Genomic DNA, 15,114 nt, shown 5'->3' on the forward strand with positions numbered 1-15,114 from the left:
AGAATGCTGGCTACTTTTTCTCACCTTCGAAAAAAAATTTTGTATTGCTTCATCGTTTTTCTTAATCATTTTTCATGAACGACCATCTTGAAATTAACAAGAACAGGAATAACTGGCGCAGCAGTGCCCGTTGCAAATATTGATTTGCAAATTTTTTATTGTCTGATTAACGTCTGGTTGTTAAGGCAATCGTGCAGTAAAAGTTAAACTAAACTCATTTTGTTGTTCTGATATTTCGAAATGCTCAGGGTTGACGCTCAATAGTTTGTGCACGTTAACTCGATATCGACCAGCTGGTAATTTGAGTTTTACCTGGCCATTTTTGTCTGTCGTTAAATTAAACTCCTGACTGGATTGTTCATGGGTAATAGTAAGGCGCATTGCAGTCAGTTCTTCACCACTACAGCTACTCTGATCTACTGTTGGCAGTGAGCCACAAGCTTTTTCCATCTTGGTTATTCCGGTGACGCCAATGAGTTGGTTCGCATCACTACTTGTTTTGTCCATCGCGGAAGCTTCTCCTGAAGTGCTTTCTTTGATAGTTTTATTTTCTATAGCCGCAATTGGTTTTTTATCACCGGAAGGAGTTTCTTTTTTTGTTTGTTCGGGATTTGTACACCCCGCAATGTAAAGCGAAAGCAGGCACAATAATATGCGACTGAACACTGTTGTTTTTTTAGCCTTAGACAATATAAATTTCCCACGATTAATTGTTTGTTCTAGCGTTAGCTATCGAAAACCAACGGGCTGATAAGTTCAGCTTATTCTCGTGGCGAGATTATACGTAAGGCAAAAAATAATGTGAACGTAAGTGTGAATATGTACGAGCTCGGTTCATTAAAAATTCAATGTTTTTATTGGTACTATTTCATTGCATTTTTTAGGAATACTAAAATTAAAGTTTTTAAAGGTTAGATTTTATGCTGTAATTTCTGTGTTAAAGCTAATTGAGCTACACTAATTAGTATTCAACTCGCGTTAACTAGTTTGAGTTTTGTTTGCTTTTCTAAGTGTTTCTAAACTCAAGTAACTGAATAGGCCAATTATGTCGACCGTATTGATTACAGGCGCTAACCGTGGGATAGGAAAGGCACTGGTGGAAAAATTTCTGCTACAAAAATGGCGAGTTATCGCTTGTAGCCGAGAGCCGAAGCAAGTTGAGACTGATTTTGGCAGCGAAGGAAATCGGATTGATATTCATCACCTGGATGTCACCGACCAAACTGAAGTCAATCAATTAGGCGAATTTTACGCAAATCAAAAAATTGATTTGTTACTGAATGTTGCCGGTATTTACGGCCCGAGTGGATTGCGTTTTGGAAATACGCCAGTTGAACCCTGGCTTGAAGTGTTTCGAGTGAATACTATTGCCACGCTCAAGCTTAGCGAAGCCTTGATTGAGTCGGTCGCCAGTAGCGATAAAAAAATAATTGCGGCAATTAGTAGCGAAATGGGCTCTATGACAACCAATCAATACGGCAATGCTTATCTTTATCGAAGTTCAAAAGCTGCATTGAACTCAGTTGTTAAAAGTATGTCCATTGACTTGGCTGAACGAGGCGTAAAAACTATCGCTATTCATCCGGGGTGGGTGTTGACAGATTTGGGAGGGCCTGACGCAAAGGTTTCTCCGCAACAGTCCGCGGCTGGAATATTTAAGTTATTGACCGGGAGTAACGGATTTAAATCTGGTGGATTTTATGATTACCTGGGCAAGGAGTTACCCTGGTAAGTTTGCGTCTATTTTTCAATTATTATCCATGCAAGTTGGTGTTTCTAAACTAATCTTTTGAAGGTGTTATTTGCGCTTTCTCTGAGCCATTTTCGATTGCTTGAGTTGACACCATCAACAATCCTTTTTCTTGCCAAAGTTCAACCCTTAAACCTAACTTAAATCTAACCAATGGTTGTTCGCCATTTTCTACGTCAGGAATATCTGCGTGTTTCTGATGATCGTAGGGTACTTGATACAAGGTGATTAACTGGTCAGTGGACTTAATGAAACGAAGTTGTGCGGCGGTCACTGTTTGGATAGAGCAATACCTTGCACCTAACAGAGAATCTTGTTCACTAGTAAAATAACTTGAGTTGGTAATAGAAAAATCAAGTTTATCAAGTGACTTTCTAAGTTGAGCGTACTGATTGCTGCTTATGTCCAGTGGTTTCATTTTTAAATGATTTTTAGCGACCTCGCTGACAATCGCTGAGACCATTTTTTCCTGTTGATATTGCGGAAAATAGAAACTAAGGGTCAAGACACCTACCAGTAACACCGCTGCACAGGACTTAAGCCAAGTTAGTTTTCCTGTATTTTGTGGAACGTCAGTAATCTCCGCTTTTTCGCTATTATTGCTTGATTCTATATTAGTGAGGTTTTGCAGTTGTTTAATTTGAGCGTCGTTGAGCTCAAACTCACAGTAAAAGTCTTTTACGGACTGTTTGACATTTTTAGTCATGACTCTGCCTCCTTGACGCCGGAATTTCGATCCAGGCGCGTTATAATATCCCTGGCTTTTCGTTTAACTCGAAACAGGCGCGACAATATAGTGTTCCGAGGCGCTTGAAGTTCATCGGCGATTTCTTGTGCGGTGTGTTCTTCGACAGCCCATAAAAACAAAACCTCACGCTCAAGCGTCGTGAGTTCATCCATTACCTGATGAATATAAACATGGTCAATGACCATTGATTCTAATTCGTGTGTTGTTGAAAGTAATGGCGCATGGTCATCGAGGGGCTCGAATGGAATAATATTATTGCGCCGACATTGATCAATAAACTGGTTGCGCATTATTTTTCGAATGTACTTTAACGATACCGGTTCTCCCGGTTTTTTTATCAGATATTTTTCGATGGCAGATTGCACCAGATCAAAGGCATTGGCCTCGTTATTAGTTAACGAGATGCCATAGCGGTATAATTGATTGAGCATTTCTTTGTTCATGGCAACATCATCGTTAATAGACCTTGATTTTATTGATTGCTTCGAAATCTAGTTTCAATGTCTGGCAACCTGGGGGTAAACCCGTCAATCCACCCATGTTCAATTAATCGTGCTACAAATGTTGAGAGATGATCAGCTTGCAAGGCAATATCTGATAAAGAATAATTTTGTTTGATTAAGTTTAGCAAGTCGAATTCTGCTTGTGAAACTTGCTTTATTTTAACTTTAATCTGCGGGCGCTCCACTAACAAAAACATCCGTGAAGACTTACTTTGAACTGATTGTATAGACGGATCGGTTTCCGGCGAAAGCGTTTGTTCCACATTCAGCCTTAGCAGTGATGGTAAATCCCAGGCTGAGCTTAGCCAATTGATATCTGGAGACAGATTAAATGTAAGGTGGGCTTGTTGCTTGGGGCTCAGTTTTAAGAAGTCGTTCTGAGGCCAGGTCTTTCTTTTGTCCGCATAGTAGCTTTTCTGTAAAATCCAATCTAATCGCGCCACATCCATTAGTTGGGGAAGAGATTTCAGTCGCTGTTTCATTTTTGTTTTGTCTGTCTTTGCTGATATTTCCAAAGTGTAAATTTTTTTCTGAGTAAATTGGCCAATATACTCAGGAAGTTTTTCGGCAAAATTGTTATCGAGTTTTGCTACCGGTTCAACTTCGCTGATATAACATCGACATAGGACGGAAAAGTAGTAATCGCCAAGTAATGAATGTGTGTTGGAATAAATGTTTCGTATCCAGGACTCAAGTCCGCCGATGACATTATTTCGGTAAATGCTAATTCGCGATTCATTGAAGGCATTATCAGGAACGATATCAGAGCCGGGAAAATCAGGTTGTAACAAATCCTCGTTAGGTGAAACGATTTGATTAAATAGCGTTGCTTGCCATTGCGCTAGTCGCATATTTTAGGTTCAACCTTTGATTGGGCTTGTTTAATCATGCCTAGTGCTTTTTGTTGAATGGCGACTAGCGCTGAAAAAGTCGGAAGGTCGTTATCCCACTCAATTAAAGTAGGAACATCATTTCTGAAATTCGCCAGGTAATACTGGTAAAGCGCCCAAACGGAGTCACTAGGTGCGCAGCTGTGAGAGTCAATTAACACTGAGTGATGCTGGTAGTATCCCCCGAGATGAATTTCTCTTACTTTGTCATTGGGAATTTCTTCAAGATATCGATGAGCGCACCAGCCATGATTCTGGCTGGAAACATACACGTTATTGATATCTAAAAGTAAATAACACCCTGTCAATTCAACTAGCTGTTTCAGAAAAGTGGGTTCGCTCATTTCATTGGAGGAGCATTGAATATACGATGAGGCATTTTCAATTAAGATCGGTTGTTGTAGATAATCTTGTACCTGGGAAATTCGTGAGGCGAGGTGATTGAGCGCTTCCTCTGTGTAGGGGATTGGCAATAGGTCGGGGACTTGTTGGTTCGCGAAGCTGGAAAAGCTGCAATGTTCTGAATACCAACAGGCGTTTGTTGTTTCTAATACGTATTTCACTTTGGCAAGATAATCCCAATTAAGGGGATTAACTGAACCCAGTGACAAACCTACGCCATGTAAAGTTAGCGGGTATCGCTCTGCGATCCCTATTAGTGCTGCATTCACAAAGCCGCCGCGGGCAAACCAATTATCTACCAGCAACTCAAACCAGGGAACGGGATGTTCCTGGTGAATAATCTGATTGATATGGACTTCGCGCAAACCTAAGCCAACACTACCTGAGGCGATTGAGTTCGCTAAATACCGCGAACTCATTGGTAAAGATTCATTGAACTCATCTTGTTTTCGAGAATCAATTGCTATCTTCATGACTAGCTTTTTGTTTTGTCAGGTTTTGCCGATGCAGACTTTGCCTTTGCGGGTTTTATTTTGGCAACCTTGCCGCCGACTATTTTTTCACAGGTTCCCAGTGGAACGTACACCCATTCATGTTTCGAGTTATCGATGGTCGCTTGCCCTGCGCAGTCATGCTTGCCGTTAAGTGCACCGCAGTCGTTTTTTCCTGCTTTAGCAATACCTGCACACTTTTCCCAGTGAGTTGGCTGATCCGGAACTGCTTGAACACTCATTGTGCCAGTCAGGGCTGCAACACTGGCGATTGCCGTTAATACCGATTGTTTCATGATGGTTTCCTATCGTTAGTTGATTGTCACTACTATCTAATAAACGAGTGGACGCCGAATTTGATTGCAACCAGTTTAATTTTTTTTGATAAAATTCCAAATGGCTTTCAGCCCGTCTTACAAGCCGCAAGGAGAAGGCAAGGGAGGTGTGTGCTCCTTTACTTCGTCAATGAAGTTAATATTGTTTTGCCTGAATTGAGCGACGCGCTTTTCGACTTCCTTTGTGGTCAGCGCTACATTGCTTTGATGAAACACCCAATCAATATCTTGCTGGTATTGTCGCAATTCTGTTGAGTCGTAAGGGCGCCCCTCTGCTTCTTCTTCAGATTTAATCATAAACCACAGGTTAAAGTTAATTGACATGGCCACTTCTGGATAAACTTTTTCACTATGCTTACCAATTGGCTTCCCGTCGACATAATAGCTGAGCTTGTCGTCGGCTACGGTTAAAACCAAGGTATGCCAGCCAGACAAACTGCCCTCGGTGCGAGTATATTCATTCACCTTTGTCCAGGGTTCTAATTGAAATGTTTCCCATGACACCGACCATATCGCCGGTGCTTTACCTTCTTCCCAACCGCCATTGCCAAGATATTCAAAGTCAGCTTCGCTATAGTCTGGATGCATCGGAGATTTCAGCGGACTAATTGTATAGAAGGTTTGAATGACTTCATCACCATCGGGGCCAAAAGTTGGCTCGTCACGAAAGTAAACTCTGGCCGCATAAGTGCCTTCTCGGTATTTCCTGGCATGACAAATTTGTGTATGACGAGTATTTTCTCCACTGCCATCAGTTATTGAAGTCATTCTTAGAAAAGTATTCTTTTCATTCTCGTCGACTTGATGAAATGAAACGCCTTCAGTCGACCAAGTTGCTCCTTCCATACCGGGATGCCCAGGTTGTGTTCTTATTTTCCAATTGTTGTGGTAAAACGATTGGAGGTTAGTGTAACTTAAGTCATCAAAGAAAATATCGGACGACTTGGGTTCCATTTGCATGAATTTGGGATTTGAGTTACAGCTCGCCATTAATAAAACTGTTACAGGAAAGCATGCACGTAAAATACTATTCTTTCTCATTATTTGTCCTTTTTTATCGACCTTGTTTTATTCATATTTACTAATAGTAATCTTGTTGGACTAGTTGACAGTTTCTTTCTTTGTGGACTGTCGTCGGGTTAGCCTGCATTCTCATTGACTTTTTCCTTTGCTGGTAACTTAGTTTCCCAAGAGGGTGATAGTTGCTCTGTTGTATTTTGTATCCATAAGATATCAGCAATGTCATTGACTGGTTTGAAGTATTTTTTGATACAAATCCAAATAGCTTTATGAGATTTTTTGGCGAGTTCATAAATTTTTATCGGTTCGTCCATATCCAGAACAAATACATTTCCATTTGCTTTCATTCTACCGGTTACCATTACAACTCGATTGGTTACATTCGAATAATTTATGTTGGTTTTTGCTGTGACTGTCTTTCTGCCAAGTAAACCATTTTTCACAAAATACTTTATCTGTTGAGTAGTCATGATGACTGCGCCTCAGTTGTTAATTTTTGAGTTCAAAATGTAATTTTTTGTAATGCTTTTTGCTTGTTCATTTTTAATCTAATTTATTATTGACAGCGCTGTCAACTATAAATTAGATTAAAAAAGAAAATGACAAAAAAACAAATAAATTAAAAATGGAAGGAAACGAAAAATGAAAATTTAATAATGTTTGTGGCGTGATTTTTTTGTGATTTCACGCGAAAGAAAAATAAATAAACAATTTCATTCTTAAGTGATTTTTATTAAAAGGTTGCTGGATATGTTATGCGTGGATGATTTGTCTCCAAAAAAAATATGTTTCGTCGTAGAAGGCGGTTTTGGCGTAGGGCTTGGGCACTGCTATCGAGCACTTTCTATCGCGGAAACATTTGCTGATGATGTCGAAAAAAACTTTATTCTTACGCCTGGTAGTTTCGCCGGTCGCACGTTTATGGAATCAAAAAATATTAATCGGTTTCAGATTTGTGACAGTTATTCCGAAATTGTCGAGAGATTGATTGAGTACCAGCCAGACGTCGTCGTAAACGATATTTTAAATTCGAGGGAAGACTATATGGTAGCGCTGAGAAAGTCAGGGCTTTCGTCGGTCAATATCGATGATATCGGTCCCGGAAGTTTTATGGCAAACCTGGTAATAAATTCCGTTTATGACGGAAATAATACTGCTCGTTGCCTGTATGGCAGCCGGTATGTCGACGTTAAGTCAAAGTATTTTTTAGCCAATAAAAAAAAGCTGTCTCCTAAAGTCAAAACAATTCTTATAACTTTTGGTGGTGAAGACCCTGCAAATCTGACCAGAAGAGTAATCGATATTGTCGGCTCCCATTCTGCGCTTAGAAGATATTGTTATCAGGTTGTTTTGGGCTGCGGATATCGTTGGAAAAAACAGATAGTAAAGCAATTGGCTGAGTTGAGGCTGACTGCGAATATTTTAGTTGATGTCGACCTCGCTAAAATCATGGGCGAGGTTGATATGGCGATCGCAGCAAACGGAAGAACAACCTTTGAACTCGCCGCGATGGGGGTTCCGACTGTTGTAATTTCCGCCCATGCTCGTGAATGCCTGAATACTTTTTACCGTGAGGCAGGTTTTTTCTACTGTGGTAACTGCGAGTTAATTACCGATCAACAAATTCTCAACAAGCTACTGGTGCTTTCGAGTAATTTTCAAAAGAGACTCGAAATGCGAAATAAAATGCAAGGGCTTGAGCTGCAACATGGATTAACGCGGATTAATCGGGCTATCAGAAGTCAAATGAAAGTGGCCACTAGTTTACAACGAAAAAACGAAACCATGCCTCGCGTTAATTGTGAAGAATTAGAACATTTAGTTTAAATTTTTGAAAGGATTGAATTCGATGAGTAAAAAAAATCATAAACTAGACTTCCCCAATTGGCCAAGTTTTCATAGCGATACTTATGAAGACATTGTACGGCCTCTAAAAAGTGGAAAAGTTAATTATTGGACAGGTGATAAAGGGCGAGAGTTTGAACAAAGTTTTGCCCACTTGGTAGAAAGTGAGTATGGCATTAGTTGTTCTTCAGGAACATCGGCATTGCACACTATAGTCAGTGCCCTGGAAATTGGTCCAGGGGATGAAGTCATTGTTCCGTCTTATAGTTTTATTGCCACAGCTTTCGCTGTGTTACAGGCAGGCGCGATCCCGGTGTTTTGTGATGTGACAATGGATCACACAATTGATCCGAATCGGATAGAAGCGCTAGTTAATCGCCGCACCAAAGCCATAATAGTCGTCCACCTTTATGGTGTTGTTTGTGATATGGATCCAATTCGAGAAATAGCACAAAGGTATGACTTGCGGGTCATTGAAGATGCCGCGCAATGTTTAGGTGGCATTTACAAAGGTCGAAAGGTTGGAACACTGGGTGACGCCGCGGCATTTAGTTTTTGCCAAAGCAAACATTTCACTACCGGTGGTGAGGGAGGCATGGTAACAACGAATGATACTTCATTAGCGTGGGAGTGTCGTTCATTTCGAGATCATGGATTCGATACGCAACAAAAACTCGATTTGCTCGATATGGAATTAAAAGAAAACTATATCCACAATAGAGTTGGATTCAACTATCGAATGACAGAAATTCAGTCGATTATTGGGATCAATGAAGTCAGAAGGTTCAATGAATGGAATCTGAAAAACAGGCACCGGCATGCAGCCATTTACGATGAAATATTATCAGCTAGCCCCCACATATTAAAGCTACCTTTGAATGACACCTGCCGTCGTAATGCCTATTGGATTTACCCGGTTGTGCTTTCAGAATGCTTTTCTCTGGACGATACCAATCGTTTGTATCAACAACTGACGCAACAGGGAGTTCCTTTCACAAAAGTGTTATGGCCAGAAGCTTATCTGGAGAAAGCGTTCAGGCAGCACGTCGGTTTTGGCAAGGTCAATTTTCCTTTCAATTCTGCTGAGTACACCTGTTCCGAGTCAGTTAACTACGACGAAAAAATCTGCCCTGTGGCTCGTCTCTTATCGCAACGAACCGTTTGCTTGATGCTTCATCCTAACTGGAATCAGGAACATATAGAACACTGTGCAAAAGCCTTGATGGACACCTTAACGTCATTGATGCCCATGGCTGATTACTAAGAGGTCGGCTACTTACTGAATACTTAGACATTCAGTCAATGATGACTAACATCACACAACTAGCACCAAACAATTAACATGGAATAACTATTATGAATGAGTCAGAAACACCAATTGTACGAGATCTAAGTTACTGGGAGCAAAAAAAGTCAGCGTTGCGGGAAAATGGTTACGTGGTGTTTGAGTCTATACTCAGTCAAGCTCTGTGTCAGCAGTCAATCGATGCGATCTGTGATTTTATGGAAGTTAAGCAGTTTGATTCTTCCACCTGGTATAAAGAAAATCCCCTGAATGGAACTGGCTCAGTTCCCATGCATCATCATCCTGCGTTCTGGCAAGTCAGACAAGATCCCGATGTTTACCGTGCCTTTTGTGAGATGCTCGAAGAAAAGGAGTTATGGGTGACAATGGATCGTGCATCATTCAAGCCGCCATGCCGATACGATCTTGAGCAATATGGTGATGATCAGAATCCATTGCATTGGGATTATGATTTTAGAAAAGTCGATGGAGAAGTTTACCAGGGGCTTGTCTATTTAACGGATACTGAGTCGGAGCAGGGGGCATTTGCCTGTGTTCCTTCATTATACCGAGAAATCGTTGAAGACAGATTTGAAAACTCTCAAGGGTTTAGTCAGTTTCAAATCAATGGGCTTTTTTTACACGACGTATATGATTGCCAAGAATCAGAAATTGTTAAGGTAGCAGCGCCTGCTGGTAGCTTAATTATATTTGATAGCAGGCTTCCCCATGGGAATGTTGCTACCCACCATAATAAGCCGCGTTTTGTTCAATTTATCAGTATGTTTAAGGCGAATTCAAGGTATGGAGTGCCGGATGTTTTATTTCAACAGCAAGCTGATCGGGTTGAATGTTATCTTAAGTCACTTCCGCCTTCCTGGTTGACTGGTTGGAATGGACAACTTGCTCAAGAACCTTTTGCACCTCAACCCTTGACTGAGTTAGGGCGACGCCTGGTTGGGTTAGAGTCATGGTAAATTTTATTGCTAAAGGGATGCGGAATCAGCAGCTTCCTCTAAGACTGGTTGGCCCAGTCGCGTTACTATTTTTATTGCTAGGTTTAAATGTTGGTACCTGGGTATCACGACTGGCAGATTTTAAGATTATTCTGGCAATTACTGATTCGCAATTAGGCCTTATGCTGCTCGGGTGTAGTGTCGGGGCTGTCTGCGCATACCCAGTTACTTTACGCATGTTGACGCAGGTTGGTGCGCGTCGTACCGCAGTTATTGCTATCTGTTGCGCAGCAGTTTTACTTCCCTTGTTAGCGGTTTCAACCAATTACATTCTTTCTGTAATCATCATGTTTTTTGAAGGGGTCATTTGTGCGGTGATCAATGCATCAATGAATATGTTAGGTTCGCAATTAGAGAAAAAAACAAAGCGCCGGGTGATTTCCAGGTTACATGCAATATTCAGCTTAGGTGTCGGGGCGTCTGCCTTACTGTCGATGTTTTTCTTGTGGGCGGAATTACCACTTTTTATTCACTTTTCAAGCGTTTCGCTTTTTTCCATTTTCTGCATTTTGAAAATTACTCACCGCTTAATTGATGTCAGCGCACAGACAGAGAAAAATACCGAAGAAAAAAAATCGAACGTCAGCGGTGTTTTTGTCCTTTTAGGCGTGACCGTTTTTTTCAGCACGATTATAGAAGGCGGCATGTTTGATTGGAGTGGTTTGTATCTTAATGACGTGATCGGTGTTGCTCATACGTTAATTCCTGTCGGCATGTTAACTTTTTCCTTTGCAATGTTTGTTGGTCGTTTACTCGCAGATGGCCTGCGCGAAAAAACGAATGATCTCTTATTGATAACTATCGCCGGACTATTAGTTTTCTTTTCTTTGTCTATCGGAGTTTTTATCGGTGGATTGTGGGCGTCGATTGTTTCCTTTGCTGCAGTTGGTTTAACGATTGCGATCGTTACACCAAGTATTTATGCGCTGTCTGCCAATCAGGGGCCAGCCTGTTTATCACTCGTGACAATGTTAGGTTCATCAGGTGGCTTGCTCGGGCCGCCATTAATTGGATTCGGCTCTGAATATTTTGGATTAAAAGTCAGTTTTTATTTTGTTGCTGGATGTGGACTGGCGATCACTATCTTATCAATGTTACTGACTAAAGTTTCTAGAAAACACTGGCAACAACCAGTAGTGGTAAATAGCTAGGTTATTAGTGGTGGATTGACATTGAATTGTTTAAAACAGATTGGAAAAAATTTATAAATCTTTTTAGGAGCGATATTGTGAAAGTATTTAGCGTTGTTATTCCGACATACAATAGCGAAAAAATCTTAAGCTATACCTTGGAGTCGCTTATTCAGCAATCACTTGATGTTAATCAATTTGAAGTGATTGTTTGCGATGATGGTTCGTCTGATAACACTAAGGAGTGTGTCAAAAGTTATCGGAGCCAACTTGATATTCATTATTTATTTCAGGAAGACAAAGGCTTCAGAGCGGCCAGAGCCAGAAACATGGGACTAAATAAGGCTGTCGGGAAAAATATTTTTTTTCTCGATAGCGGAGTTATCTTAGAGCGAGCCGCATTACAGCAGCACGCTACCGCTTTAAGCTCACAAAGTCATGATATTAATATTGGTTTTTGTCATGGCTTTGAAGAATTTGAATCAACTGAAAATGAGTATTTGAAACTCATCGAGTTACTCGACTTTGTTACTGTGTTCAAGCGATTATCGGGGGCTCGTGATGCCGTTGATTGTCGCCAAAGATTACTGAAAGAAATAGGACACAAAAACGGATTTATCGCCCATCCATGGCTAATGTTTTGGGGAGGGCATTTATCCTGCAGCACTGAATTGCTTAAGAGTGTCGACGGTTTTGATGAAAAATTCACTCGTTGGGGAGGGGAAGATGTTGAACTGGGATTGCGTCTCTATCGCGAAGGGCATCGCTTTTCCCTATTAGAGGATGCGTTAGCCTACCACATCCCTCACCAAAAGGTAGAGTCTGCAACGCCACAAACCAGCCATGATAATTGCCATTACATTCACAACAAACACCAGTTGGCATTAACCAGGCGCATGTTAACCGAAGACTGGCAAACGATTATTCGTTCTGTGGCCTGAATGCAAGCGAGTTATTCATTCTGCTTTTTCGAGTTAAAAAAAATTACTTCTTTTACTAAATAGGCTTTTTATGAAAAATATCATTAACGCAAGATCTTTTCAGGTACCTCACCAATATTCGTCAGGATGCTGGGGCGGTTTAACTTCTATTGGAAATCGTGTTTTTTTTGGTTTGTGCACCCACAAGCTTACTGAGCACGCAAAGTTATGTATGTACGATCATTCGACTGGAGAAATTAAAGAGCTTGAAGAGTTTCAAGCTTTATTAGGCGATCACCAAGAGGCCATCGGACATGGGAAAATACATACTCAGTTTTTGGTGGTTGGCGATGTTGCTTATTTTGGGACGCACATTGGGTATTACAAAAAGGAGCTTCACGGCGTTAGGGCCTATGAAGGGGGACGATTATTTGGAATAAATTTAAAGACATTGGCGCTGACTGACTTTGGCGTGATGTTTCCGGGAGAAGGAATTACCAGCCTGTCGCTTGATCAATCAAGAAATCGACTTTACGCATTAACCTGGCCTAACGCTCAACTTGTATGTTATGAAATCGATAGCGGCGAAAAAACACATTTAGGCGGTTTCAGGCGAGGAGATAAAGGAGATACTGTTTGTCGATCGCCGGGGATTGTTGACGAACATTTGATATTTTGCACCGGCGACGGAGTCATTCAAACTTACCATTTAGAAAATGGTAAGTTCTCGCAGCTGAGTCAAGAAATTCCACGGGTAATTCTTGAAGAAGGCCTTGAGAATAACTGGCAGCTTCCGGCAGAAATAGAGCAAGGTCTGTCTCTAGATGATTATTGCAGTATGCTCAAACAAAATCCAGAATGGGGTAACTTATGGCAACCTTCCATTCATGAACCCGGCGCTCCATCGCTTTTGGCAATTACCAATACCAGTTCTTGTTTGATCAGGATTTGGCCGAGAGACGACAAAGTGGAGCTCGTCACCCAGTTTTGTTTACCCGAGCTTCTAGGTCGTTATGATATTGGTACCAGTACATCTCTCACACTGACTTGCAGAGATGAACATGAGTTATTTCACATTGGCACGGAATTGCAGGGTGATGAAAGTTGCCCGAAAGTACGAAAACGATTGCTGAAATATGATTTACGTTCAAATGAAAGTTCTGATTTGGGTTATATGGTAACTGATCAAGGGCTCGATATTATTTATTTGCAAACTCTATGTGTTTTGCCTGATGGGAAGTTAGCGGGAGTCGGTTTGGTCGATTTACCTAAGGATGAATACGAGGCATTTTTTGCAACTAATCCTGCGAAAGTGGATGTAGGAATAAGCGCCGAAGATAATCCCTATAAAATGCAATTCTTTGTACTAAATGTCGATTAATAAAATGTTGATAGTTTTTCCCCGGAGGCTAACTTATTTGATTGCTTCTGATACGTCTGCCAAGAAAGTAAGTGCATAATAGGCCCAGCGCGGAGATGAATGTCAATAAAATAAAATAGTGTTGGAAACCTTGTAGGCCCGGGTTTGCGTCTAAAATTCGGCCTGTTATCGGGGAAAAGAAAATATCCGGTGTGTAGCCAATGACGGAAATTAATCCAACCGCAGTACCTGTTAATGCTGATTTTATTTTAGATTCTTCTATTAAAGTAAAGTAGATACCGCGTAGCGCATAAACAGCAATAAAAGTGATGAGAAGGTTGCCTAACACCAATTGAAGCGAAACTTCGGTTGGTGTTAGTTGACTGACTAGCAGAAATGCAAACGCTGTGATGGTAAATAGCGTTGCTGTTAATTTACTTGATAGCCAGCGATCAGCTAAAAGGCCTGCTGCGACTGCTGCGACTGGGCGGGTATAACTGGCAATTGTGGTGAATTCGGCCGATTCAACATCGTTCATCCCAAGTACCTGGACAGCATAAATACCGTAGTTATCTAGCGATTTAAAACCGCAGTAAGCGGCGATAATGATACCGCCTTGTAACCAGACATTCGTATTTTTAATAACCTGAAAAATATTCTGAGAGCTCAAAGAATTAATATCAGAGACGCCATTGCGATTATCTGGAATAATTAACCAGATAACCAGTGCTGCTAATAAAGTGACTAAGCTATAAAATAAAATGATTGATTGGAAAGCTTGCGTTTTTGTAGTGGGATTATCGAGTTGATCGGCGAGAAAAAAACTAAAGATAACCACAGCAATGCTTGCAAAAATACTTGCCGTTAACCCTCGGCCGCCATCAAGAAAGCCGAAAGCGACTCCCTGTGATTGAGTGCCACCCCATTCTCGAGTCGCTTTAATCATTGCCGCCCAGAATAACAAAATTGTGGTTATTCCCCAGTAAGCGAATAAAAAGTAAAGTCCAACAATAGAAGGAATGAAATATAAGTAAAATCCGCCAAGTGCGGTGGCGACTAACGAGACAGCCATTAATTTCCGAGCAGAGAAGTAGTCTGCGATAACGCCGCCAGGAAAGTAAGCCAACATGCCAACAACTCCATAAACAGCGAATATGTCGCCTAGCTGTGTATTGGTTAACTGGAAAACTTCGAGCAGACTGGGTCGAAAGAAGCGAGGGATATGAAAGGGGAGGCTGAAGATAATTTCTCCGGCAAATATTAACGCAATTAATATCCCGTAAGCTTTTATAGACTTGGAAGCAATAATAATAACCTTGCTTAATTTTTATTGATTTTGCCTAATCATTACATATGGCGTTAGACAGGTAAAGAGATATTAATATTGCAAATGCTAAAAATGAAGAACAGGGTCTTGGA

General features: G+C 41.0%; 16 protein-coding genes. 7 read left to right on the forward strand and 9 right to left on the reverse strand.

Annotation, left to right across the window (positions count from 1 at the left end; translation table 11 throughout):
• Nucleotides 1-180: 180 nt before the first annotated feature.
• Entirely contained in the window at nt 181-690 is a 510-nt protein-coding gene (locus tag FLL46_RS12755) for a hypothetical protein (protein ID WP_142893930.1), read from the reverse strand.
• 355 nt (nt 691-1,045) lie between these two features.
• Between FLL46_RS12755 and FLL46_RS12760 the strand changes: the two genes are divergently transcribed.
• Complete coding sequence (locus FLL46_RS12760; protein WP_142893932.1) at nt 1,046-1,732, forward strand: SDR family oxidoreductase; 687 nt, start codon at nt 1,046-1,048, stop codon at nt 1,730-1,732.
• 49 nt (nt 1,733-1,781) lie between these two features.
• On the opposite strand, the gene FLL46_RS12765 is transcribed toward FLL46_RS12760, so the two are convergent.
• From FLL46_RS12765 to FLL46_RS12795, 7 genes are all read right to left on the reverse strand, one after another.
• Complete coding sequence (locus tag FLL46_RS12765) at nt 1,782-2,456, reverse strand: hypothetical protein (RefSeq protein ID WP_142893934.1); 675 nt, start codon at nt 2,454-2,456, stop codon at nt 1,782-1,784.
• Nucleotides 2,453-2,941, reverse strand: a complete 489-nt coding sequence (locus FLL46_RS12770) for a sigma-70 family RNA polymerase sigma factor (protein ID WP_142893936.1) — start codon at nt 2,939-2,941, stop codon at nt 2,453-2,455. The genes FLL46_RS12765 and FLL46_RS12770 overlap by 4 nt, the downstream gene beginning before the upstream one ends.
• 29 nt (nt 2,942-2,970) lie before the next feature.
• On the reverse strand, nt 2,971-3,852 hold the full coding sequence (locus tag FLL46_RS12775) for an HvfC/BufC family peptide modification chaperone (protein ID WP_142893938.1): 882 nt from the start codon (nt 3,850-3,852) through the stop codon (nt 2,971-2,973).
• Nucleotides 3,843-4,766 (reverse strand): MNIO family bufferin maturase, encoded by a 924-nt coding sequence (gene bufB / locus FLL46_RS12780; protein WP_142893940.1) that lies wholly within the window; start codon nt 4,764-4,766, stop codon nt 3,843-3,845. The genes FLL46_RS12775 and bufB overlap by 10 nt, the downstream gene beginning before the upstream one ends.
• A 2-nt stretch (nt 4,767-4,768) precedes the next feature.
• Nucleotides 4,769-5,080, reverse strand: coding sequence for a BufA1 family periplasmic bufferin-type metallophore (locus FLL46_RS12785; protein WP_142893942.1), 312 nt, complete (start codon nt 5,078-5,080; stop codon nt 4,769-4,771).
• Nucleotides 5,081-5,197: 117 nt separating this feature from the next.
• Complete coding sequence (locus FLL46_RS12790) at nt 5,198-6,160, reverse strand: glycoside hydrolase family 16 protein (protein ID WP_142893944.1); 963 nt, start codon at nt 6,158-6,160, stop codon at nt 5,198-5,200.
• Nucleotides 6,161-6,258: 98 nt separating this feature from the next.
• A complete protein-coding gene (locus FLL46_RS12795; RefSeq protein ID WP_142893946.1) occupies nt 6,259-6,609 on the reverse strand; it encodes a polysaccharide biosynthesis protein in 351 nt (116 codons plus the stop codon).
• A gap of 280 nt (nt 6,610-6,889) precedes the next feature.
• On the opposite strand from FLL46_RS12795, the gene FLL46_RS12800 reads away from it, so the two are divergent.
• The 6 genes from FLL46_RS12800 (at nt 6,890) to FLL46_RS12825 (ending at nt 13,716) form a co-directional block, all read left to right on the forward strand.
• On the forward strand, nt 6,890-7,966 hold the full coding sequence (locus FLL46_RS12800; RefSeq protein WP_142893948.1) for a PseG/SpsG family protein: 1,077 nt from the start codon (nt 6,890-6,892) through the stop codon (nt 7,964-7,966).
• A 22-nt stretch (nt 7,967-7,988) separates the two neighbouring features.
• On the forward strand, nt 7,989-9,248 hold the full coding sequence (locus FLL46_RS12805) for a DegT/DnrJ/EryC1/StrS family aminotransferase (protein WP_142893950.1): 1,260 nt from the start codon (nt 7,989-7,991) through the stop codon (nt 9,246-9,248).
• A 92-nt stretch (nt 9,249-9,340) separates the two neighbouring features.
• Nucleotides 9,341-10,246: a phytanoyl-CoA dioxygenase family protein gene (locus tag FLL46_RS12810; protein WP_142893952.1), complete on the forward strand. Its 906-nt coding sequence runs from the start codon at nt 9,341-9,343 to the stop codon at nt 10,244-10,246.
• The gene (locus FLL46_RS12815) at nt 10,240-11,436 is read left to right on the forward strand and encodes an MFS transporter (RefSeq protein ID WP_142893954.1); all 1,197 of its coding nucleotides are present in this window, start codon (nt 10,240-10,242) and stop codon (nt 11,434-11,436) included. Before FLL46_RS12810 ends, FLL46_RS12815 begins: the two co-directional genes overlap by 7 nt.
• Nucleotides 11,437-11,513: 77 nt before the next feature.
• Nucleotides 11,514-12,356 carry a glycosyltransferase gene (locus FLL46_RS12820; RefSeq protein WP_142893956.1) on the forward strand — a complete coding sequence of 281 codons (843 nt, stop codon included), beginning with the start codon at nt 11,514-11,516 and terminating at the stop codon, nt 12,354-12,356.
• A 70-nt stretch (nt 12,357-12,426) separates the two neighbouring features.
• Entirely contained in the window at nt 12,427-13,716 is a 1,290-nt protein-coding gene (locus FLL46_RS12825) for a hypothetical protein (protein WP_142893958.1), read from the forward strand.
• A gap of 28 nt (nt 13,717-13,744) precedes the next feature.
• Here the strand turns inward: FLL46_RS12825 and FLL46_RS12830 are convergent, their stop codons facing one another.
• The gene (locus tag FLL46_RS12830; protein WP_142893960.1) at nt 13,745-15,007 is read right to left on the reverse strand and encodes an MFS transporter; all 1,263 of its coding nucleotides are present in this window, start codon (nt 15,005-15,007) and stop codon (nt 13,745-13,747) included.
• Nucleotides 15,008-15,114: the final 107 nt, after the last annotated feature.

The sequence above is a fragment of the Aliikangiella coralliicola genome (genome assembly GCF_007004725.1).
Taxonomy (GTDB): Bacteria; Pseudomonadota; Gammaproteobacteria; order Enterobacterales; family Kangiellaceae; genus Aliikangiella; species Aliikangiella coralliicola.